The 21,475-nt window shown below is 65.6% G+C and carries 16 protein-coding genes and 1 tRNA gene; 4 read left to right on the plus strand and 13 right to left on the minus strand.

Annotation, left to right across the window (positions count from 1 at the left end; genetic code table 11):
- Positions 1-163: 163 nt before the first annotated feature.
- Genes BM046_RS01780 through BM046_RS01800 form a run of 5 tightly spaced genes read right to left on the minus strand, consistent with a single transcriptional unit; the run spans position 164 to position 6,613 of the window.
- On the minus strand, positions 164-1,063 hold the full coding sequence (locus BM046_RS01780) for a hydroxymethylglutaryl-CoA lyase (protein ID WP_090536368.1): 900 nt from the start codon (positions 1,061-1,063) through the stop codon (positions 164-166).
- A 29-nt stretch (positions 1,064-1,092) separates the two neighbouring features.
- On the minus strand, positions 1,093-3,018 hold the full coding sequence (locus BM046_RS01785; RefSeq protein ID WP_090536370.1) for an acetyl/propionyl/methylcrotonyl-CoA carboxylase subunit alpha: 1,926 nt from the start codon (positions 3,016-3,018) through the stop codon (positions 1,093-1,095).
- Complete coding sequence (locus BM046_RS01790) at positions 3,015-3,815, minus strand: enoyl-CoA hydratase-related protein (protein ID WP_090536373.1); 801 nt, start codon at positions 3,813-3,815, stop codon at positions 3,015-3,017. Before BM046_RS01790 ends, BM046_RS01785 begins: the two co-directional genes overlap by 4 nt.
- A gap of 18 nt (positions 3,816-3,833) precedes the next feature.
- Complete coding sequence (locus BM046_RS01795) at positions 3,834-5,441, minus strand: carboxyl transferase domain-containing protein (RefSeq protein WP_090536374.1); 1,608 nt, start codon at positions 5,439-5,441, stop codon at positions 3,834-3,836.
- Positions 5,441-6,613: an isovaleryl-CoA dehydrogenase gene (locus BM046_RS01800; RefSeq protein ID WP_090536375.1), complete on the minus strand. Its 1,173-nt coding sequence runs from the start codon at positions 6,611-6,613 to the stop codon at positions 5,441-5,443. Before BM046_RS01800 ends, BM046_RS01795 begins: the two co-directional genes overlap by 1 nt.
- 220 nt (positions 6,614-6,833) lie before the next feature.
- Here BM046_RS01800 and ccoN point away from each other — a divergent pair, with 220 nt between their 5' ends.
- Together ccoN and BM046_RS01810 are read left to right on the plus strand one after the other, a co-directional pair.
- Positions 6,834-8,279, plus strand: a complete 1,446-nt coding sequence (ccoN, locus tag BM046_RS01805) for a cytochrome-c oxidase, cbb3-type subunit I (protein WP_090536377.1) — start codon at positions 6,834-6,836, stop codon at positions 8,277-8,279.
- 160 nt (positions 8,280-8,439) lie between these two features.
- Positions 8,440-9,588: an HPP family protein gene (locus BM046_RS01810; protein ID WP_090536379.1), complete on the plus strand. Its 1,149-nt coding sequence runs from the start codon at positions 8,440-8,442 to the stop codon at positions 9,586-9,588.
- Between the two features lie 18 nt (positions 9,589-9,606).
- On the opposite strand, the gene BM046_RS01815 is transcribed toward BM046_RS01810, so the two are convergent.
- Complete coding sequence (locus BM046_RS01815) at positions 9,607-10,479, minus strand: LysR family transcriptional regulator (RefSeq protein ID WP_090536381.1); 873 nt, start codon at positions 10,477-10,479, stop codon at positions 9,607-9,609.
- 180 nt (positions 10,480-10,659) lie between these two features.
- On the opposite strand from BM046_RS01815, the gene BM046_RS01820 reads away from it, so the two are divergent.
- Positions 10,660-12,450, plus strand: coding sequence for an arylsulfatase (locus tag BM046_RS01820; protein ID WP_090536382.1), 1,791 nt, complete (start codon positions 10,660-10,662; stop codon positions 12,448-12,450).
- Here BM046_RS01820 and BM046_RS01825 read toward each other — a convergent pair.
- The 7 genes from BM046_RS01825 to BM046_RS01855 all read right to left on the minus strand — a co-directional run bounded on the left by BM046_RS01825 (position 12,422) and on the right by BM046_RS01855 (position 20,052).
- A complete protein-coding gene (locus tag BM046_RS01825; RefSeq protein ID WP_090536384.1) occupies positions 12,422-13,102 on the minus strand; it encodes a TetR/AcrR family transcriptional regulator in 681 nt (226 codons plus the stop codon). The genes BM046_RS01820 and BM046_RS01825 overlap by 29 nt on opposite strands.
- 52 nt (positions 13,103-13,154) lie before the next feature.
- Positions 13,155-15,110, minus strand: coding sequence for an alkyl/aryl-sulfatase (locus BM046_RS01830; protein ID WP_090536386.1), 1,956 nt, complete (start codon positions 15,108-15,110; stop codon positions 13,155-13,157).
- Positions 15,111-15,149: 39 nt separating this feature from the next.
- Entirely contained in the window at positions 15,150-16,739 is a 1,590-nt protein-coding gene (locus BM046_RS01835; protein WP_090536388.1) for a GMC family oxidoreductase, read from the minus strand.
- 19 nt (positions 16,740-16,758) lie between these two features.
- Entirely contained in the window at positions 16,759-17,301 is a 543-nt protein-coding gene (locus BM046_RS01840; RefSeq protein ID WP_090536391.1) for a twin-arginine translocation pathway signal protein, read from the minus strand.
- Positions 17,302-17,335: 34 nt separating this feature from the next.
- Positions 17,336-18,751, minus strand: coding sequence for a coniferyl aldehyde dehydrogenase (locus tag BM046_RS01845; protein ID WP_090536393.1), 1,416 nt, complete (start codon positions 18,749-18,751; stop codon positions 17,336-17,338).
- Between the two features lie 57 nt (positions 18,752-18,808).
- On the minus strand, positions 18,809-19,804 hold the full coding sequence (locus BM046_RS01850; protein ID WP_090536395.1) for a 2-hydroxyacid dehydrogenase: 996 nt from the start codon (positions 19,802-19,804) through the stop codon (positions 18,809-18,811).
- 171 nt (positions 19,805-19,975) lie between these two features.
- A tRNA-Met gene (locus tag BM046_RS01855) sits at positions 19,976-20,052 on the minus strand.
- 218 nt (positions 20,053-20,270) lie between these two features.
- On the opposite strand from BM046_RS01855, the gene BM046_RS01860 reads away from it, so the two are divergent.
- Entirely contained in the window at positions 20,271-21,452 is a 1,182-nt protein-coding gene (locus BM046_RS01860) for a GGDEF domain-containing protein (protein ID WP_090536397.1), read from the plus strand.
- The last annotated feature ends 23 nt before the right edge of the window (positions 21,453-21,475 follow it).

Consider the following 21,475-nt stretch of genomic DNA (forward strand, 5'->3'; position numbering starts at 1 on the left):
TTTACCCTGGTACCCTTCGCGGCGGGGGCGCCGCTCCTACGGGTAACGCGCTGCATGAGCCCCGCCCTCGGGGCGAATGTGCCCGGGAGGGACGAGCACCAGCTCGTCCGCAATCTGGCAGGCAAAGCCGCTCATCGAGCGGGTGCTCGACGCTCCCGGCGGGTCACTGCTTGCCCATCGCCCGGCCGACCCGGGAGCCATTCTCCCTGCCCAGCTGCTGGCAGATCCAGTGACCGACCGCGACCAGCGAGCGCAGATCCACGCCGGTGCTGATGCCCATGCCGTCGAGCATGTAGAGCACGTCCTCACTGGCCACATTACCGCTGGCGCCCTGGGCGTAGGGGCAGCCGCCGAGTCCGGCGACCGAGCTGTCGAACACGCTGACGCCCTCCAGCAGAGCCGCGTGGATATTGACCAGCGCCTGGCCATAGGTGTCGTGGAAGTGGCCGGCCAACCGGTTCCGGGGAACCCGTTCACCGACCACCTCGATCAGCCGTCGGGTGGCACTGGGCACGCCCACGCCTATGGTGTCGCCCAGGGAAATCTCGTAACACCCCATGGCCTGCAGATCTGCCGCCACCGCCGCTACCTGCTCCGGGGCCACGGCGCCGTCGTAGGGGCAGCCGAGTACACAGGAGACATAACCGCGCACCGCCACACCCCGCTCCGACGCCAGCTCCAGCACCGGCGCGAAGCGCTGCAGGCTTTCGCTGATCGAGCAGTTGATGTTGCGTTGCGAGAAACCCTCGGAGGCGGAGGCGAACACCGCCACTTCATCGGCGCCGGCGGTCAGCGCGGCTTCCAGTCCCTGCAGGTTGGGCGTCAGTACGCCGTACCGAACCCCGGGCCGGCGCCGGATACCAGCCAGCACCGCAGCGGAGTCGGCCATCTGCGGCACCCAGCGGGGGGAAACGAAGGCGCCGGCCTCGATATGGCTCAGGCCGGTGGCGCTCAGACGGTCCACCAGTTCGATGCGTTGGGCCACGCTGACCGGGGTGGCCTCGTTCTGCAGGCCATCGCGCGGTCCGACTTCCACCAGGCGCACTTGCCGGGGCAGGGGCATGGGCTGGACTCCTGTACTGCCGGTCATGGTCATTCGATTATAGCGGCCGGTGAGTCGCCCCCGGCCGGTTCCAGTTCCAGCAGCAGACTGCCCTCGGTCACCATGTCCCCCTCGCCGAAGAACAACTGGCGCACGGTCCCGCTGCGGTCGGCGCGAACGCTGTGCTCCATCTTCATCGCCTCCAGTACCATCAGCGCAGTACCGGCCTCGACCTGCTGGCCCGGCTGCACCAGCACCCGCACCACGCTGCCGTTCATGGGGGCGCTCAGGCCACCCTCGGGCAGGGCATGGCTGCCGGCGGCCGCCAGTGGGTCATGGCGGCGCACGCTGTAAATCTGATGCTGCCAGGGCACAAAGAGCACCTCGCCCCGGCGCACTGCACCCAGCGAGGGGGCCGGCTCGCTCTCCGGGTCCAGATACAGGCGGCGCTGCTGGTCGCCGCACTGCAGATGCAGGCGCGCGGTGGCGGGGCCGCCCAGCCGCAGGCCGCTGGGCCGGGCCCAGGGCGATGCGGGATCATCCGACCGGGGCTCGTCGGGCAGGGTAGCCAGAAAATGCCGCCCGGCCTGCTCCCAGAATTCCTCCGGCAGGGGCGTGGGTTCAGGCAGCAGCTCGGCCGCGTGCTGCGCGATGAAACCGGTATCCAGAGCACCGGCGGTAAAGGCCGGGTGCTGCAGCAGCCGCAACAGGAAGCCGCGGTTGCTGTGAATGCCGCCGACCAGGGTGCGGCGCAGCAGGTCCAGCAGGCGCTGCCGGGTCTGTTCCCGGTCGTTGCCCCAGGCGATCAGCTTGCCCAGCAGCGGGTCGTACCAGGGGCTGATCTCGTCGCCCTCGCGTACGCCGCTGTCGATGCGCTGGCCCGGCCCGGGGAGCGGCTCGCGGTACAACTGCAGCTGGCCGCTGGCGGGCAGGAAGTCGTGGTCCGGGTCCTCGGCGTACAGCCGCACCTCGATTGCGTGGCCCTGCAGAGGGATCTGCTGCTGGGTCAGCGGCAGCGGTTCACCCCGGGCGATGCGCAGTTGCCACTCCACCAGATCCAGCCCGGTAATGGCCTCGGTCACCGGGTGCTCGACCTGCAACCGGGTATTCATTTCCATGAAATAGAAGTCACCCCTGGCGTCCAGCAGAAACTCCAGGGTTCCGGCGCCGACGTAGCCGATCGCCCGCGCGGCGCGAACTGCTGCCTGGCCCATGGCCTGGCGCAGTGGCGGCTCCAGCCCGGGGGCGGGGGCCTCCTCCAGCACCTTCTGATGGCGGCGCTGGATGGAGCAGTCCCGCTCATGCAGAAAGACACAATTGCCCCGGTGGTCGGCAAAGATCTGGATCTCCACGTGCCGGGGCCGGCTCAGGTATTTCTCCAGCAGCAGCCGGTCATCACCGAAGGCGGCAAGGGCTTCGCGCCGAGCCGACTCGATGGCGGCCGTCAGCTCGTCGGCCCGCTCGACTATCTTCATGCCCTTGCCGCCACCACCGGCGCTGGCCTTGAGCAGTACCGGGAAGCCGATCTGCTCTGCCGCCCGGGCAAAGGCCGCCGGCGACTGGTCCGTGCCGTGGTAGCCGGGCACCAGCGGCACGCCTGCCTGGGCCATCAGCGCCTTGGCCGCGGCCTTGTCGCCCATGGCCTCTATGGCACTGGCGGGCGGTCCGATCAGAGTCAGACCGGCCTCGGCCACGGCCCGGGCAAAGGCCGGGTTCTCCGAGAGGAAACCGTAACCGGGATGAATTGCATCGGCGCCGCTGGCCCGGGCGGCATCAAGCAGTTGTGTCATATCCAGATAGCTTTCGCTGGGGCGGGCACCGGACAGGGCCATGGCCATATCCGCTTCCTGCACATGCCGGGCCCGGCGGTCGACAGTGCTGTATACCGCCACCGTAGCGATACCCATGGCGCGGGCGGTGCGGATGATGCGGCAGGCAATCTCGCCACGGTTGGCTATCAGCAGACGCTGGATCATGATTCGGGCTCCACTGACCAGTTCGGCGGGCGCTTCTCCAGAAAGGCCCGCAGCCCCTCCTGACCTTCCGGGCTGACGCGGATGCGGGCGATGCTCTGCACGGTATGGCGGCGCAGCTCCCGCGTCAGGCTGTGGCGGCTGGCCTCCTGTACCAGCGCCTTGCTCTCGCGCATGGCCTGGGGGCTGTTGCCCATCAGGGCGGTTACCCAGCGCTCGAGCAGCGCCTCCAGAGCATCAGCGGGGGCGGTCTCGGTCAGCAGCCCCAGGGCTCTGGCCTGCTCGCCGCTGATACGCTCGGCGCTGATCGCCAGCCGCCGGGTGGCGCGTTCGCCGATGGCCTTGACTACATAGGGGCTGATCACCGCCGGGGCCAGACCTATGCGCACCTCCGACAGCGACAGCTGTGCGTCCTCCGCACCCAGGGCCAGATCACAGCAGGCAATCAGCCCCAGGGCGCCCCCAAAGGCCGCGCCCTGGACCACGGCCAGGGTCGGCATCGGCAGCTGGTACAGGCGATACATCAGCTCGCCCAGCGCCTCGGCGTCCCGCAGGTTGGCGGCATAATCCAGCTCTGCGGCCTCGCGCATCCACTCGATGTCCGCCCCGGCGCTGAAATGCCTGCCCCGGCCGCGCAATACCAGCAGCCGCAGTCGGTCATTGCCGTGCAACTGCTCCAGCGCCTGCAGCAGCTCGGCGATCATCTGAGCGTTGAAGGCGTTGTGGCGGGCCGGGCGGTTCAGCCACAGGGTGGCATGGCCCTGTGGGTGGTGTTCGAGTTGTATGGTGTTGAATGGCATCTGTTTTCCCCGTCGCCCTTACATCCTGAATACGCCGAACGCCGTCTCTTCAACCTCGGCATTCAGACTTGCCGAAATCGCCAGTCCCAGCACATCCCGGGTCTGGGCCGGATCGATCACGCCGTCGTCCCACAGCCGGGCGCTGGAGTAGTAGGGGTGGCCCTGGCGTTCGTACTGCTCCAGTATGGGCCCTCTCAGCGCCCGTTCATCCTCCTCCGTGAAGGGCGCTCCCTGGCGTTCGGCCTGTTCGCGCTTGACCTGCACCAGCACCCCGGCGGCCTGCTCGCCGCCCATGACGCCGATCCGCGCGTTGGGCCACATCCACAGGAAGCGCGGGTCGTAGGCCCGGCCGCACATGCCATAGTTGCCGGCGCCGAAGCTGCCGCCGATGATCACGGTAAACTTCGGTACCCTGGCGCAGGCCACGGCGGTGACCAGCTTGGCGCCATGCTTGGCAATGCCGCCCGCCTCGTATTTCTGACCGACCATGAAGCCGGTGATATTCTGCAGAAATACCAGCGGGATGCCGCGCTGGCAGGCCAGCTGGATGAAATGCGCGCCCTTCTGCGCCGCCTCGGAAAACAGGATGCCGTTGTTCGCCAGTATGGCGACCGGGTAACCGTGCAGGTGGGCGAAGGCGCAGACCAGAGTCGGGCCGAACAGGGCCTTGAACTCGTCGAACTCGCTGTCGTCCACCAGCCGGGCGATCACCTCGCGCACATCCCAGGACTGTTTGCCGTCCACCGGCACCACGCCGTAAAGCTCCTCGACAGGGTACTGGGGCGGACGCGGCGGGCGGGTCTGCAGCTGGCCCTGTTTGCGCCAGTTGAGCTGGCTGATGCAGCGCCGGGCCAGGGCCAGGGCATGCTCGTCGTTTTCCGCATAGTGGTCCGCCACCCCGGAGGTGCGGCAGTGCAGGTCGGCGCCGCCCAGCTCCTCGGCGCTGACCACCTCGCCGGTGGCGGCGCGTACCAGGGGTGGGCCGGCGAGGAAGATGGTCGCCTGATTGCGCACCATGATTGCCTCGTCGGCCATGGCCGGAACATAGGCGCCCCCGGCGGTACAGGAGCCCATGACCACGGCGATCTGCGGGATGCCGGCGGCGCTCATGCGCGCCTGGTTGAAGAAGATGCGACCGAAGTGCTCACGGTCCGGGAACACCTCGTCCTGGCGGGGCAGGTTGGCGCCGCCGGAGTCGACCAGATAGAGGCAGGGCAGGCGGTTCTGCTCGGCGATGGCCTGGGCGCGCAGGTGCTTCTTTACCGTCAGCGGGTAGTAGGTGCCGCCTTTGACCGTGGCGTCGTTGGCTATGATCATGCATTCGACCCCGGACACCCGGCCGATGCCTGCGATCAGGCCGGCGGCCGGCACCTCCTCGTCATATACCTGCCAGGCGGCCAGCGGGCTGAGCTCGAGGAAGGGCGAGCCGGTATCGAGCAGGGCGTCGATGCGTTCCCTGGGCAGCAGCTTGCCGCGGCTGACATGCCGCTGCTGGGCCTGTTCGCCGCCGCCCCGCCGGATGTGTTCAAGCAGTGTCTGCAGTTCCCTGGTCAGGTGCTGCATATGCTCGCGGTTGCGTTGAAAGTCGGGTGAGCCGGGGTTGATGCGGGTCTGCCAGCGGGCCATCAGTGGCCTCCCTGTGGATCATTGAACAGCTCCCGGCCGATCAGCATGCGGCGGATCTCGCTGGTGCCGGCGCCGATCTCGTAGAGCTTGGCATCGCGCAGCAGGCGACCGGCCGGGTAGTCGTTGATGTAGCCGTTGCCGCCGAGGATCTGGATGGTTTCCAGCGCGGCCCTGGTGGCCTGCTCGGCGGTATGGAGAATGACCCCGGCGGCGTCCTTGCGGGTGGCCTGACCGTTGTCGCAGCTGCGCGCCACCGTATACAGATAGGCACGGCTGGCATTGAGCGCCGTGTAGATGTCCGCCAACTTGCCCTGGATCAGCTGGAACTCGCCGATGCTCTGACCGAACTGCCGCCGCTCCCGGGCGTAGGGCAGGGCCAGATCGAGGCAGGCCTGCATGATGCCCACCGGGCCGGCGGCCAGCACCACGCGCTCGTAGTCGAGCCCGCTCATCAGCACCCGAACCCCGCCATTGACCTCGCCCAGCACGTTCTCCACGGGTACGGCTACGTCATCGAAGAACAGCGGGCAGGTGTTGGAGCCGCGCATGCCCAGCTTGTCCAGCTTGACACCGCGGCTGAAACCGGGGCTGTCGCCCTCGACGATGAAGGCGGTAATGCCCCGGGCACCGCGTTCGGGTTCGGTCTTGGCGTAGATCACCAGTACGTCGGCATCCGGACCGTTGGTGATCCACATCTTGCTGCCATTGAGCAGGTAGTGATCGCCGCGCCGTTCGGCGCGCAGGCGCATGCTGACCACATCGGAGCCGGCCTCCGGCTCGCTCATGGCCAGGGCGCCGACATGTTCGCCGCTGATCAGCTTCGGCAGGTAACGGGCCTTCTGTTCGGCGCTGCCGTTGCGGCTGATCTGGTTTACGCAGAGGTTGGAGTGGGCACCGTAGGAGAGGGCGACCGAGGCGCTGGCGCGGCTGATTTCCTCCATGGCCACGGCATGGGCCAGATAGCCCATACCGGCGCCGCCGTACTCCTCGGGGGCGGTGATGCCCAGCAGACCCATGTCACCGAACTTGCGCCACATGTCCATGGGAAAGGCATTGTCCGCATCGATGGCGGCGGCCCGGGGCGCCAGTTCGCGATTGACGAAGCCGCGCACCTGCTCGCGCAGCAGATCGATGGTTTCCCCCAGAGCGAAATCAAGGTCGGAATTGCTCATGTGCCACCTTGTTATTGTAGTTAGTGACTACCCCCAAGCTAGGCAGTGGCGCATCGGGTGTCAATCGCCGTCTGTGGACAGGACTTTCGCGGGAATGCCTTGATGGTTATCAAATATTACAAAACGCGAATTTAATATACGTTATTATTGTTTTGATTTTATTAAGTGAGGGGCGCAGACTGTTTTTCGTTTTCAGCTTGCCTTGCTGTACGGAGTAGTCATGCACACCCCTTCCATTGCCGCGGGCACCCCAGCGGAGCCCGGTTACAACTACGATATCGTTCGCAAATTCACCGTCATGACGCTGGTCTGGGGCGCCCTGGGCATGCTGGTGGGCGTCATCCTCGCTGCACAGCTGGTATGGCCGGCACTCAATTTCGACCTGCCCTGGTTCAGCTTCGGGCGTATCCGCCCGGTACATACCAACCTGGTCATCTTCGCCTTTGGCGGTGGCGCGCTCTTTGCCACCTCCTTTTACGTAGTGCAGCGCACCAGCCGCGCGCGTCTGATCTCGGACGGAGCCGCGAACTTCGTGTTCTGGGCCTGGCAGCTGCTGGTGGCGGCCATGATCCTGAGCTACGCCAACGGGCTGACCACGAGCAAGGAATACGCCGAGATGATCTGGCCGCTGGCGACTCTGCTGACGCTCGTCTGGCTGGTCTATGCCTGGCTGTTCTTCGGCACCATCGCCCGGCGACAGGTCAGGCACATCTACGTGGCCAACTGGTTCTACGGTGCCTTCATCATAGTCACCGGCATGGTCCATGTGATCAATCACATCGACCTGCCGGTGACACTGCTCAAGTCCTACCCGCTGTATGCCGGCGCCGCCGATGCCATGATTCAGTGGTGGTATGGTCACAGCGTGGTCGGCTTCATCCTTTCGGTGGGCTTTCTCGGACTGATGTACTACTACGTGCCGAAGCAGGCGGAGCGGCCGATCTACTCCTATCGGCTGTCCATCGTGCACTTCTGGTCGGTGATCGCGCTCTACATCTGGGCCGGTCCGCATCACCTGCATTACACCGCGCTGCCGGACTGGGCGCAGACCCTGGGCATGGTCATGTCCATCATTCTGCTGGCGCCCAGCTGGGGCGGCATGATCAACGGCATGATGACGCTGTCCGGGGCCTGGCACAAACTGCGCTCCGACCCGGTACTGCGCTTCCTGGTGGTGGCGCTGGCGTTCTACGGGATGTCCACCTTCGAGGGGCCGATGATGGCGATCAAGACGGTGAACGCGCTGTCCCACTACACCGACTGGACCATAGGTCATGTGCATGCCGGGGCCCTGGGCTGGGTGGCGATGATCAGTATCGGCGCCCTGTACCACATGGTGCCGAGGCTCTGGGGGCGGGAGCAGATGTACAGCGTCCGTCTGGTCAATCTGCATTTCTGGATGGCCAGCATGGGTACGGTGCTCTACATCGTCGCCATGTGGGTCAACGGCATCACCCAGGGGCTGATGTGGCGCGCGGTGAACGTAGACGGGACGCTGACCTACGCCTTTGTCGAAGCACTGGAGGCCTCTCATCCGGGGTATGTGGTGCGCCTGATCGGCGGCGGCATCTTCGCTGCCGGCATGTTCCTGATGGTGTTCAACTGTGCCATGACCATGCGCGGAGCGACCGTGAAGGAAGGGGTGCTGGAGCAGGCGCCCGGTTGAGGGGTGTAAGGTCATCCATAAGCAATGGTTGATTCATGATCAGATATTATCGTTTGGCCTGTTGTCGTCCGGAGAGGCAATATAGCCGCCCCCGTTGATATCCCTTTGCAGTTCCGGTTTCTGATGCGCTGTCGGCGGTCACCGGCAGGAACAGGTGTCTATGTCTGATCAGTTGTTGCTTCTCTCCCGCCGCCTCTTCGGCTGGCTGCCCCGTACCGTGCAGACCCGACCTGGTGAGTGGCTGCGTGCCTCCGGCGGTGTGGCGCTGGCAGTGGTGTTCACCTACTGGTTGTCCAGTCTGCTCTATGGCCCCACCACCGCCATGGTGCTGCTGGGGCCGGCCGGCGCATCGGCGGTGTTGCTGTTCGTGGTGTCCTCCGGCGCGCTGGCCCAGCCCTGGCCGGTCCTGGGCAGTTATCTGCTTGCCGGTCTGACCGGTGCTGCTGTGCTTCACCTGCCGGCGCTGGCCGGAGCCGAACTGACTGTTCGCCTGCCCGTGGCCCTGGGGACAGTGGTGCTGGGCATGCTGTTGCTGCGCTGTGTGCACCCACCGGCCAGTGCCATGACGGTGGTGATCGTGCTGGCGGCGCAGCTGTTGGAACCTCTCGGCGCCTGGCTGCCCCTGCCGATCATGCTCAATGCCTGCTGTCTGCTGTTCTGCGCCACGCTGTACAACAACCTGACCGGGGTGCGCTACCCGAAGCAGGCGCCGCGTATTGATCTGCACCGTACCCAGGACCTGCTGCCCGAACAGCGGGTCGGCTTTACCGAGGAGGATCTGGATCGGGCGCTGGACAGGTTCGGTTCCTTCATCGACATCACCCGCCATGATCTGGAGCAGATCATCCGCGACACCGAAAGCTCTGCCCTGCGGCGCAAGATGGGTAACATCCGCGCCGAGCAGATAATGTCACGGGATATCCGTACCGTGGGTCCCGACACCACGGTACGTCAGGCCATCGGCATGTTCCGCCATCATCAGGTCAAGACGCTGCCGGTAGTGGACAGTGCAGGGCGGGTGCAGGGCATCATCAGCCTCAGTGATCTGCTGGCGCAGCTGGACCTGCCCATGGGGCGGATCCTGCCGACCCGGGTGAATCTGTGGCGCGACCAGCCGCTGCACCGCATCATGACCGCGCCGGTGGTCACCGTCGACCGTCATACCCACGTGGTGGACATGATTCCGCTGCTCTCCAGTCAGGGGCTGCATTGCCTGCCGGTACTGGATAACGGACATATCGTCGGCATGGTCACCCAGACCGACGTGATCGCTGCCCTGCACCGGGATCTGGTCAATCACCTGGCCTGAGGCTGGACAGATCCGGGCCTAGGCAGTGGGTGGGATCGGGTCCCAGCGCTGGGACCAGTCCTGCTCGATCTGCGCCAGTTCCCGCAGCAGTTCCAGAGCCCGATCCAGTACAGCCGAAGTGCGCTGGCGCGAATACACCAGATAGGTGGGAAAGCTGAACTCGGGGGCCATTTCCACCCGCCGCAGCATGCCTGTGTCCAGATAATGCTGCACCACGCGGCTGCGGAAGTAGCCGGACCCGCCGGATTCCAGGATGTACTGCAGGGCCAGGGGGCCGAGGTTGAAGGTCACCGGGGCGCGGGCACAGTCGGGCAGGGCGGCATCGTGCTGGCGGCGGAATTCCTCGCCCCAGTCGATATAGACATAGGGTTCGGGACAATCCGGACGGCACACCTGGATGAGTTTCTCCTCCAGCAGTTCCTCGACCTGCAGACCCGGCAGGTATTCCGGCCGGTAGACCAGTGCCGCGTCCAGGGTGCCCTGTTCCACCCGCTGCATCAGCAGACTGCTGTCGCCGATCTCCGCGCGCACCGAGTGTTCGGGAATCTGCTGGCGCAGGGTACGTACCCACTGCAGGATCAGCGGCGTGGCCAGACTGGCCTCGCCGCCGATATGCAGCACATCGCTGAAGCCCTTGAGCAGCGGCAGATCCCGCAGCGCATTGTCCCAGGCCTGGGTCATCTGACTGGCGTGGGTGAGAAAGGCCTCACCATCGGCAGTCAGGCGAGCGCCCGAGCGGTTGCGGATGAACAGGGTGCAACCCAGCTGGCTTTCCAGGCTCTGGATCCGCGAGGTGACGGCTGCCTGAGTAACATGCAGCCGTTCCGCCGCCGCGACGAAGCTGCCGCTGCGCACGATTTCCAGAAAGGTTCTGGCCAGGCTGATGTCCATGGATGATCCCCATTGTTAAGGCCGCTGTGCATTCTACCAAGCGAAGCAGGTTCCGGGCGGCCAGCTTTACATTTTAGAGCAATTGCTCTATATCTTGGGCATCCCGCATCAATATCGCAACCGGGCAGTGGAAAAAGCCCTGCCCGTGGACAGCCATAACAACAACGAAAGGGTACTGCCATGAAACGGACGCTGCTCCATCCCGCCCTGCTGGGCATGCTCGCCTGCCTGCTGCCGCTGGCAGTGCAGGCTGCCCCGCGACCCAACATACTGCTGATAGTGGCGGATGACATGGGCTTCTCCGACCCCGGAGCCTACGGTGGGGAGATCAGTACCCCGAACATCGACGCCCTGGCCGCCGAGGGGTTGCAGTTCACCAACTTCCACGTCGCCGCCACCTGTTCGCCCACCCGCGCCATGCTGATGACCGGAGTGACCAGTCACAAGGTCGGCATGGGCAACATGAAGGAAATCATGGCCGACAACCAGAAGGGGCAGCCCGGCTACGAGACCTGGCTCAACGACCAGGCGGTGACCCTGCCGACCCTGCTGCGTGATGCCGGTTATCGCACCTACATGGCCGGCAAGTGGCATCTGGGATCGAGACCGGAGAGCCTGCCCGGTGCCCGTGGCTTCCAGCGCTCGGTAGCGCTGCTGGAGAGTGGCGCGGACAACTGGGAAGCCAAGCACTATCTGCCTGCCGGCACCGCCACCTGGGTCGAGGACGATCAGCCGATCCGCCTGCCGGATGATTTCTACTCCTCCTTCTTCTACGCCGACAAGCTGATCGAATACCTGAGCAGCGAACCGGACAGCGAACAGCCCTTCTTCGCCTACCTGGCATTCCAGGCAGTGCATGCGCCCCATCACGCACCGGCGGAGTACGTGGAGCGCTACGCCGACACCTATGTCGAGGGCTGGGACGTGATTCGCCAGCGCCGCTACGACCGCATGACCGCCATGGGCGTTCTGCCGCGTACCGCAGAATCGGTGGTCAGCCGCGACTGGGGCACCTTCTACGGCACTCCGACCCTGGACTGGGACAGCCTCGATGCCGAGGAGCAGCGTTACCGGGCGCGGCAGATGGCGGTGTTCGCCGGCATGGCCGAAGCCATGGATGAGAGCATCGGGCGGGTCATCGACCACCTGCGCTCCAGCGGCGAGCTGGACAATACCCTGATCATCTTCATGAGCGATAACGGCGCCGAGTCCACGGTGCTGACCGAGGTGGCTCCCTGGTTCTACCGCCTGCGCTATGACCGCGAGCTGGAGGCGCTGGGTTCGCGTGGCAGCTGGAGCGAGTATGGCCGGGGCTGGGGCTATGCCTCCAACACGCCCTTCTATTCCTACAAGGGCTCGCCCTATGGCGGCGGTCTGCGGGTGCCGATGATTGTCCGCCATCCGACCCTGATCGAGCCCGGTCAGCGCACCCCGGCGTTCGGCTACGTCATGGATATCGCGCCGACTCTGCTGGAGCTGACCGGCACACCCGTGCCGGACGGCGAGTACCAGGGGCGGCCGGTGCATCGCATCATGGGAACCAGCATGCTGCCGCTGCTGCGCGGCGAGAGCGACCGGGTGCACCCGGAGGACGAAGTGCTGGTCTACGAGCTGGCCGGCGGTGTGGCGGTGTGGCAGGGCGACTACAAGCTGGTGCATGCGCGCAGCAGCGCCCTGGGAGATTCGGCCGGCACGCGGCTGTTCAACCTGCGCAGCGATCCGCTGGAGCGTCAGGATCTGGCGCAGCAGGAGCCCGAGCGCGTGGCATCCATGCTGGCGGCCTACCGCTCATTCGTTGATGAGCACGGGCTGGTCGAAGTGCCCGATGACTACAACGCCTGGGAGCAGCTGAACCGCAATGCCCGCCAGCAGTTCCTCGAACGCCATGGTCGCCAGCTGGTGATAGCCGGCGTGGTACTGGTGCTGCTGGTGGGGCTGGGTATCACTGCGTGGCGCCGGCGGCGTCGCTGAGATCCTCCAGCGGTACATGGAGGCGGTCGCGCAGCTCGCGTACCGCCTCGCGATAGGCCGGTGCCACATAACCTTCCTCCAGGGCCAGGATCTGGTAGATGCCGCGCTGCAGCATCCGCCGGTCCCGGCCGGGGTGCAGGCCATGGCTGGTGGTCAGAAACTGCAGCCAGCCGCTGAGCACTATCCACACATTGATGCTCAGCGTTTCGGCCTGGCGCGGGGTCAGCTCGAGAATCCCCGCCTCGGCAAAGGCCAGGTAGATACCGGTGCTGCCGGCCAGGGTGCGCTGGGCGAACTGCCGATAACCTTCGGCCAGCGCCGGATCCGCTTCCAGCAGGTATTCCAGACCCTGGTGCATGAAGCGGTGCTGCCAGAGAATCTCCAGCAGGTTCTCCAGATAGCGGGCCTTGTCTTCCAGGGTCAGGGGCTCGTCCGCCGGTATCGTGAAGAAGGCCTCCATCTGCTGCTGAAAGCCGGCGAACAGCTCGGCGACTATCTCGCTCTTGCTCCGGAAGTGGTAGTAGAGATTACCCGGCGAAATGCCCATGTGGCTGGCAATGTGGTTGGTGGTGACATTGCGCTCACCCTGTTCATTGAACAGTTGCAGGCTTGCCTGCAGGATGCGATCGCGGGTATTGGCTCTGCGGGTCATTGGTCTCTCTTTTGCGTGGAGAGCCGCCGTGGGGTCACGGCGGCAGCGGGGATTATTCCTCAAGTGGTTCGATCAGGGCAAAGTCCGGGGTGAACTGGTCCATCAGCGTCAGCAGCTGGAAGAACTTCTGCGGGTCGCCCTCGATGCGGATGGTGCCCGATTGTATGGCCTCGGGGAAGCTGGTGCGCTGCAGCAGGATCGCATCCAGGGTACTGCGCGCCAGGCGGATGCTGGCGTCCGCCTGCTCGGCCTGTCGGTCGGGCAGCCAGGTCAGGGTGGCATTTTCCAGATTGACCCGGAAGCGCTCGTCGGTATCGGTGAAATGCCAGTTCAGCACCAGGTGCTGTCCTTCGGCCCGCGGGCCGTTGAGCCGTACCCCGAGCAGGTCGAAGAACATGCCGGTATCCAGCGCCCGCAGCAGGTCCGCCGCCAGGGCCGCGGATTCCTGGCCGGGGCCGCCTTCGCGCAGCTCCAGCGCGCCGGACAGGTAGACATTGCGCCATGGCCCGGATTCGGCCTGGTAGCCGAGCTGCTCCAGCGCGGCGGCATTCAGTTCACGGGCGGCCCGGTTATCCGGCTCGGCAAACACCGCCTGGCTCATGATGGAGGCCACCCAGCGGTAGTCCCCTCTGGCGAAATCCTCCCGGGCACGGGCGATCACCTGATCGATCCCGCCCATGTAGTCGATGGTGCGACGGGCAGCTTCCCGGGCGGGCAGGGGGTTGAGGTTGGCCGGGTTGGCGTCGTACCAGCCGAGGTACTTCTGATAGATGGCCCGGGCATTGTGGCGCAGGGTGCCGTAGTAGTCCCGGGCGATCCAGCGGCTGGCCAGACTCGGCGGCAGGCGCAGCTGCTCGGCGATCTCATCCGGCCGGTAGCCCTTGTTCATCAGCCGCACGCTCTGGTCATGGATGTACTTGTAGAGGTCGCGCTGCACGCCGAGAAACTCGCGCACCCCGGCCTGATTCCACACCGGCCAGTGATGCTGGGCGATCAGTATGTCGGTTTTCGGGCCGTACTCTTCAAGAACCTCATCGATGTAGCGGGACCAGCGGCTGGCGTCGCGCACTTCGGCGCCGCGCAGGGTATAGATGTTGTGCAGCTGGTGGGAGGTCACCTCTGCGGTGTTGAGCACCCGGCTGGCCGGGAAGTACATCATCAGCTCGGCCTGGGCCTCGCTGCCCTGGGCCATGTGGAAATCGATGGCAACCCCGGCGATCTGGTGCCGACCGCTCCGGGCAATGATGTCGGTGGGCGGGATCAGGGTCAGTTCGCCACGGCTCAGCGCCTTGCCCAGACCGTTGTCGATGTGGCCCTGGGGGCCCGGCTCCAGCCGCGTGCCATACATGTACATGGCACGGCGGGTCATGGCATTGCCGGCGATGACGTTCTCGCTGACCGCATGTTCCATGAAGCCTTCCGGGGCGTAGATGCGGACACGGCCCTCGCTGATATCGGCCTCGCTGACGATGCCCCGCACGCCGGCGAAGTGGTCGACGTGGTTGTGCGTGTAGATCACCGCCGCCACCGGCTTCTGCGGGCGGTGCTGCAGGTACAGGTCCAGCGCGGCGCGGGCGGTGGTCGGGGTGAGCAGCGGATCAATGATGATCAGACCGCTGTCGCCCTCGACCACCGTCATGTTGGCCAGGTCCATGCCGCGGATCTGGTAGATGCCGTCGGTTACCCGGAACAGGCCATGGATGCGATTCAGCTGTGCCTGGCGCCACAGGCTCGGGTTGGCGGTATCCGGCGCGGCCCCGTCGAGGAAGGCGTAGGCGCCCATGTCCCAGGACAGGCTGCCATCGGGATTGAGCAGCGGATCCTCGGCGGCAGCGATGAAGCCGCGACGGGCGTCCTCGAAAGCCCGGGCGTCGGTGAAATCCAGTTGCTCCAGCACCGCCGCATTGGCGCGGGCGGTAGCCGGCTCGGCCGGTTGGCTCTGGGCCGCCAGAATGCCGGGCAGGCCCAGACTCAGCATGAACAGGGCGGGGAGTAGCTTGTTGTGCATTGTTGTTGCGCTCCGGTGTGGCGCCTGTGGCAGGCAGGGTCAGGCCAGGCGCTCGGCCAGCAGGCTGGCGAGCTTGGCGGTCAGGCCATAGATGGACAGTTGCGGGTTGGCACCGATGCTGGTGGGAAACAGGGACCCATCGTGGATCGACAGGTTTTCCAGCTGGTGGTGCCGCCCGAGGCTGTCGGTGACAGCATGCTGCGGGTCCTCGCCCATGGGGCAGCCGCCCATGACATGGGCGCTGCCCAGCAGGGCGCGGTAGCGCTCCAGCGGCAGCTGCTCAATGATCTCCCGGGCCTGGGCCATGTTGCGTGCCGGCGTCGCATCCCTGTGCACTGTTTTCACCAGCTTGGCCCCGGCGGCGAACTGGATCTCCGCCATGCTCAGGTAGCTGCGCCGCAGCCCCTCGCGGGTGTAGTCGGTGAGCTGGTAATCCAGCACCGGTGAGCCGTCGCCGCGCAGCGTTACGGTGCCGCTGGCGCTGTCCGGGTGGAAGCCGTCACGCAACAGGGCCAGCAGCATGTTGCTGTTGGGCAGCTGTTCCATCAGCCCCGCGCCCGGCGTGCCTGGTTCGCCGAGCACGGTGGCGCTGAAGCCGGGCTGCATGGGTGGCACTTCCAGCTTGTAGCCCATCGGGCCGGTGACTCCGTCGCGCCACTGGAAGTGATCCGAGTAGATCGACTGGGGCGCGCCGTAGAAGGGATTGATCAGATGGTCGAACTGGGCCCAGGAGAAACTGGTCAGGTGCAGGAAGGTGCGCTTGCCCAGCAGGTGATGCGGGTCGGGCGCCTCCGAGCGCATCAGCAGGGCCGGGCTGTTGATCGCGCCGCCAGCCAGGATGTAGTGTCGGGCGCGGACCCGTACCCGGCGTCCGGTCGGTGCCACGCAGCGTTCGTCCATGGCCACACACTCGATACCGGCGACCCGGTCGCCCGCCAGCAGCAGGCGGTCGGCGCGGGCCAGATAGAGCAGGCTGCCGCCCTGGTCGAGCATCGCCGGAATGCAGGTCACCAGCATCGACTGCTTGGCATTGGTCGGACAGCCCAGACCGCAGTAGCCCAGGTTCCAGCAGCCGCGCACGTTGCGCGGAATCACCGCCCAGTGCAGGCCCAGCTCTTCGCAGCCCCGGCGCAGTACATCGTTGTTGGCATTGGGCTCCGCGGCCCAGCGCTCCACCCCGAGGCGCTGCTCCATGCGCTCGAACCAGGGCGCCATGCTCCGACTGTCATGGCCCACCACGCCGTGCTCGCTGGCCCAGTGTGCCAGTGTCTGGTCCGGGGTGCGGAAGCTGGAAGTCCAGTTCACCAGGGTGGTACCACCCACGGCGCGGCCCTGCAGTATGGTAATGGCGCCGTCCTTGGACAGGCGGCCCAGACCTTCCTGATACAGGGTCGGATAGGCCTCGTTTTCCTGCATGCGGAAGTCGCTGCTGGTGAACAGTCCGCCTTCCTCTATCAGCAGTACCCTGAATCCGGCGGCGCTGAGAATCTCCGCGCTGGTGGCCCCGCCGGCGCCGCTGCCGACGATGGCAATATCGGCCTCCAGGGTCAGATCCTCCACCAGTTGTGAGGCGTTCTGTACCTGCCAGCCACGCTCCAGGCCATGGCGGAAGAGATCGGGAATCAGCATCTTGTCATCTCCTTGGAGCTCAGAAACGCGGCGGGCCGGGATAGCCGCAATGGGCCCAGGCCAAGGGCTGGCCGTACCACACCAGCAGGATGGCCTGGTTCAGGGCGCCATACCCCTGGCGGAACAGGGCCAGACGACTGTGTTCCCAGCGCGAGAGGAAATTTGCCACCTGCTCGCTGGTGGCGTTCTCCCAGCTGCGCCAGATCCCGGTGGCGGCGCCGCGGGTGAGATCCAGACTGAGCAGGTCGAACAGCTGCAGGCTCTGGCTGCGCATGGCCGGGGAGAGGTGGTCCAGGCTCCGGTCGAGCCCATCGAGCACGGCCTGGACCGTTGCGTCTGCCTCACCGGCGGGCAGGGCACCATCAAGAATGACCGGGATGATGCGCCGCAGCATGGGTATGTGGCTCTCGCGCAGCTGGCGGTAACCGGTGCCGGGACCACTGCGCAGGGTCCGGGTGACGCTGGCGATACCGCCGGCGGTCGCCAGCACCAGGGTCCCCAGCAGGCCGCAGCGCAGCAGCTGGCGGCGACTGATGCCGGGTTGTTCTGTGCTCGTGTTCATTGTTGTTGTCGCACCTTGTAACGGGGTGGCCGGCTCAGCGGATCAACAGCCGGCGCAGCAGCTTCTGCATGGTTCGACCATAGGGCGGATAGAGCACCCGGGTGGCATTCAGTCGGGGTTTGCGCAGCACCGCCTTGGCCTTGCTGAAGGTCAGGAAACCTTCATGACCATGGTAGTGCCCCATGCCCGACGGCCCTATGCCGCCAAAGGGCAGGTCGCATACCGCCACGTGCAGCAGGGTCTCGTTGATCCCCACGCCGCCTGAGTGGGTGCGCGCTATGACCCGCTGCTGCTCCTGCCGGTCGTAACCGAAATAGTAGAGCGCCAGCGGACGTGGCCGGGCATTGATATAGGCAATGGCCTCGTCGATGTGAGCGTAGGGCACCACCGGCAGCAGGGGGCCGAAGATCTCGTCCTGCATGACCCGCATGTCGTCATTCACATCCAGCAGCAGGGTAGGCGGCAGGCGGCGATCCTGGCCCTCGCTGAACAGGGGTACCACGCGCGCGCCCCGAGCCCGGGCATCCTCCAGATAGCTGTAGAGCCGCGCCTGCTGGCGGGCATTGATGATACTGGTGTAGTCCGGGTTGTCCGCCAGCTGCGGATAGAAGCACTGGATGACGCGCCGGTAGGCTTCGACAAAGCCCTCGATGCGGTCCCGGGGCACCAGTACATAGTCGGGGGCAACACAGGTCTGGCCGGCATTCATGGTCTTGCCGAAGGCGATGCGCTCGGCGGCATCTTCCAGGGGGACGTCCCGGGAAACGATGGCCGGCGACTTGCCGCCCAGCTCCAGGGTGACGGGTGTCAGGTTGTCCGCCGCCGCATGCAGGATGTGCCGGCCGATGCTGGTGGCGCCGGTGAACAGCAGATGATCGAAGGGCAGGCGGGCAAAGGCCGCGCCCACATCCGCCTCGCCCAGCACGACCGCCACCTGATCCTCCGGGAAGACCCGGGCCAGCAGGTCCCTGACCAGCTGCGACGTCTCCGGTGTGGACTCGCTCATCTTGATCATCACCCGGTTGCCCGCAGCCAGGGCGCCGACCAGCGGGCCAATGGCGAGAAAGAGCGGGTAGTTCCAGGGCACTATCACCCCGACCACTCCCAGCGGCTGATATACCACCTGCGCCGAGCCGGGCTGGAACGCCAGCCCCAGCGGGCGGCGCGATGGTTTCGTCCAGCGGGGCAGGTGCCGGGAAACGTGGTCGATGGATTGCAGGCAGGGCAGCAGTTCGGCGAACAGGGTCTCGTCAACGGAGCGGTTGCCGAAGTCCCGGCTTACCGCTGAGGTCAAGGCGTGCTGCTGGTCCACCAGCGCCTGGCGCAGGGCCTTGAGCCAGCCGCGCCGGGCCGCAACCGAGGGCATGGGATCGGCGAGGAAGGCAGCCCTCTGCCGTTCCAGCAGGGTCTCCAGTGCGACCGTCTGGGAAGGAAAGGACGACTGGTCCATGGCAACTCCCGTTTTCGAGTAATTACTCTAGACTTGTAAAGGAGTTGCCGGACGGCGTCAAGCCAGGGGCAGGGTTTCCCCCGCAGCCAGCACCTGCGGGTTGACCAGATCCCGTGGGCGCTGGCCGCGCAGCCCTGCGAGGAGATTCTCCAGCGCGCGACGGGCCATGGCCATGCGGGTTTCCCGAGTAGCCGAGCCGATATGCGGCAGGCAGACCACATTGTTCAGGGCAAACAGGGGCGAGGCGCTCAGTGGCTCCCTGGCGAAGACATCCAGACCGGCGGCACGGATACGACCAGCCTGCAGCGCCGCGACCAGCGCCTGCTCATCCACCACCGGGCCACGGGATACGTTGATCAGGATGGCCTCGGGCTTCATCAGGGCCAGCTCATCGGCGCCGATCAGGTGGCGGGTTTCCGGGGTCAGCGGCACCATGGGGCAGACAAAGTCCGCCTCGGCCAGCAGCGCCTCGCGGGACAGGAAGCGTGCGCCCAGTTCGCGTTCCAGCTCGGGTTTGCGGCTGTTGCCGCTGTAGACGATGTCCATGCCGAAACCGAAGCGCCCGCGTCGGGCAATCGCTGCGCCTATCTTGCCGAGCCCGATGATGCCCAGAGTCTTGCCGTGCACGTCACAGCCGAAGCGCGTCTCGTCCACCGGTCGCGTCCACTGGCCGCTACGCACCCAGGCATCCAGCTCGGGCACCCGCCGGGCCGTGGCCAGGATCAGGGCGAAGGCGAGGTCGGCCGTGGTTTCGGTCAGCACATCGGGCGTGTTGGTCAGCATGACGCCGCGACCGGTCAGGTAGCCCACATCGTAACTGTCGTAACCCACCGAGATGGTGGAGAGGATTTCCAGCTGCCGCGCCCCGGCCAGTTCGGCCTCACCCAGCCGCCGGTTGAAGCCGATCAGGCCGTGGGCCCGGGGCAGCACCTCCTGCAGGCGCGCATCCCGATCCGGTGCGCTGGCGTCCAGCTGAATCACGTCGAACTCGGTGGCAATACTTTCCAGCAGCTCGGGGTAGACACGGCTGAAGGCGACTATGGTCTTTTTCATTGGAATCTCTTGAAGCGGGTGGCATCCAAGGAAACAGACGCGCGCGTCTGGTTTCCGATATGAACCAGTAGAGAGTAGCGCAACGCGGACAAGAGAAAGAAGCTGCGGAATGGGTGCTGCAGAAAGCAATCGGCCCCGGCTGCAGGGCAGTCGGGGCCGATCACGATAATATGGTTGCGGGGGCAGGATTTGAACCTACGACCTTCGGGTTATGAGCCCGACGAGCTACCAGACTGCTCCACCCCGCGTCTGAGGTCGCCCATTCTACTCATTCGAAGAGGGCTGTCAAGCGATTGATGCAAAAAGAATTTTTATTTACCGTGGCGTGCACGGCGGGATAGCATAGCCCTAATGGGTGATGGCGTTATGATATGCCATCGTGTCTTGTACCAATTTCACGTCCTGTTTTCCTGAGGGTCCTGCGGGCCGTTGTGCTATATCAACAGGAACGGCACAAGGAACACTTATGACAGAATCGGCGAACCCTTACCGCATCTCCCGGCTCTGGGCCGAGTTCGTCGATCCGGCTATGGAACGTGCCTACCGTCTGCACATGCAGCCATTGCTGGCACGACACCTGAGGGTGGCGCTCTGGGTCTGGGGTTGCCTGCTGCTGGCGTTCGGTCTGCAGGATCTGCAGGCCCTGGGCATGAGCGATGAATTCCTCATTCTGGCCGGCTGCAGGGCCCTGCAGGCGGCACTGGTCTTCGCTCTGGCGCTGCTGCTGCCTCGCTATCCGGGCCTGGCGGCCTCGGGGTATGCCGTCACGGCACTCGAGATAACCGGGCTGGTCCTGTTTCTGCCCATCTATTTCCTGCGCCCCGATATCGCCACCATCACCGTGATGGTGCTGGCGCTGATGCTGCTGGCAATGTTCCTGTTCGTACCGAATCGGCTCAAGTTAACGCTCCTGTCAGTGGCTGTGGGGGTAACGCTGATCCTGGTGTCGATCTGGTCCAAGGGCCTCGGCGCGGATGTGATCATCGGAGCCTTCATACTGATGTCGCTGCCGGTGGTCACGGGCTTCTTCGCTACCCAGCAGCTGCACACGGTGCAGCGCCGCCAGTTCGCCATGTACAGCCAGGCGCGGCGGGCCAACCGGGAGCTGAAGAAGGAGGTCGAGCGCCGTCGCCTGCTGGAGGAGGAACTCAAGCGCCAGGCCACCACCGACCCGCTGACCGGACTGTTCAACCGTCGCCAGTACGAGATGCTGTTTCGCCGTGAGCGCGAGCGCTGTCGGCGGCAGGGCAGTGCCATCTGCGTGGCCATGGCCGATCTGGACAGATTCAAGGCGCTCAATGACGAGTTCGGTCATGACGGCGGTGACGAGGCGCTGCGCCACGTTGCCCGGCTGTTCACCAGCAAGTTGCGGGAAGGGGATGTGGTCGGGCGCTTCGGTGGCGAGGAGTTCATCATACTGCTGCCCGATACCGGCGTGGCGGAGGCCGAGCGGGTGGTGGAGCGCCTGCGGCAGGCGCTGGAGGAGGAGCCCTTGATGGTGGCCGGCAGTCCGTGCAGCCTGACGGCGACCTTCTCCCTGTCGCTGGTGCTGGATTCGGAGAACGATATCAGCGAAACCCTGCGCCGCGTCGATGCGGGCCTGTATCGCGGCAAGCGGTCGGGACGCAATCAGGTGGTGGTGGTCTGATAGGGTACAATCGTCGCCGTCAT

The sequence above is a fragment of the Halopseudomonas formosensis genome (genome assembly GCF_900115905.1).
Classification (GTDB): Bacteria; Pseudomonadota; Gammaproteobacteria; order Pseudomonadales; family Pseudomonadaceae; genus Halopseudomonas; species Halopseudomonas formosensis.

Bases quoted from the DNA above. Each gene is read 5' to 3' on its own strand.
- BM046_RS01780 (WP_090536368.1), bottom strand. From the start codon at position 1,063: ATGCCCCTGCCCCGGCAAGTGCGCCTGGTGGAAGTCGGACCGCGCGAT.
- BM046_RS01785 (WP_090536370.1), bottom strand. From the start codon at position 3,018: ATGATCCAGCGTCTGCTGATAGCCAACCGTGGCGAGATTGCCTGCCGC.
- BM046_RS01790 (WP_090536373.1), bottom strand. From the start codon at position 3,815: ATGCCATTCAACACCATACAACTCGAACACCACCCACAGGGCCATGCC.
- BM046_RS01795 (WP_090536374.1), bottom strand. From the start codon at position 5,441: ATGGCCCGCTGGCAGACCCGCATCAACCCCGGCTCACCCGACTTTCAA.
- BM046_RS01800 (WP_090536375.1), bottom strand. From the start codon at position 6,613: ATGAGCAATTCCGACCTTGATTTCGCTCTGGGGGAAACCATCGATCTG.
- ccoN (WP_090536377.1), top strand. From the start codon at position 6,834: ATGCACACCCCTTCCATTGCCGCGGGCACCCCAGCGGAGCCCGGTTAC.
- BM046_RS01810 (WP_090536379.1), top strand. From the start codon at position 8,440: ATGTCTGATCAGTTGTTGCTTCTCTCCCGCCGCCTCTTCGGCTGGCTG.
- BM046_RS01815 (WP_090536381.1), bottom strand. From the start codon at position 10,479: ATGGACATCAGCCTGGCCAGAACCTTTCTGGAAATCGTGCGCAGCGGC.
- BM046_RS01820 (WP_090536382.1), top strand. From the start codon at position 10,660: ATGAAACGGACGCTGCTCCATCCCGCCCTGCTGGGCATGCTCGCCTGC.
- BM046_RS01825 (WP_090536384.1), bottom strand. From the start codon at position 13,102: ATGACCCGCAGAGCCAATACCCGCGATCGCATCCTGCAGGCAAGCCTG.
- BM046_RS01830 (WP_090536386.1), bottom strand. From the start codon at position 15,110: ATGCACAACAAGCTACTCCCCGCCCTGTTCATGCTGAGTCTGGGCCTG.
- BM046_RS01835 (WP_090536388.1), bottom strand. From the start codon at position 16,739: ATGCTGATTCCCGATCTCTTCCGCCATGGCCTGGAGCGTGGCTGGCAG.
- BM046_RS01840 (WP_090536391.1), bottom strand. From the start codon at position 17,301: ATGAACACGAGCACAGAACAACCCGGCATCAGTCGCCGCCAGCTGCTG.
- BM046_RS01845 (WP_090536393.1), bottom strand. From the start codon at position 18,751: ATGGACCAGTCGTCCTTTCCTTCCCAGACGGTCGCACTGGAGACCCTG.
- BM046_RS01850 (WP_090536395.1), bottom strand. From the start codon at position 19,804: ATGAAAAAGACCATAGTCGCCTTCAGCCGTGTCTACCCCGAGCTGCTG.
- BM046_RS01860 (WP_090536397.1), top strand. From the start codon at position 20,271: ATGACAGAATCGGCGAACCCTTACCGCATCTCCCGGCTCTGGGCCGAG.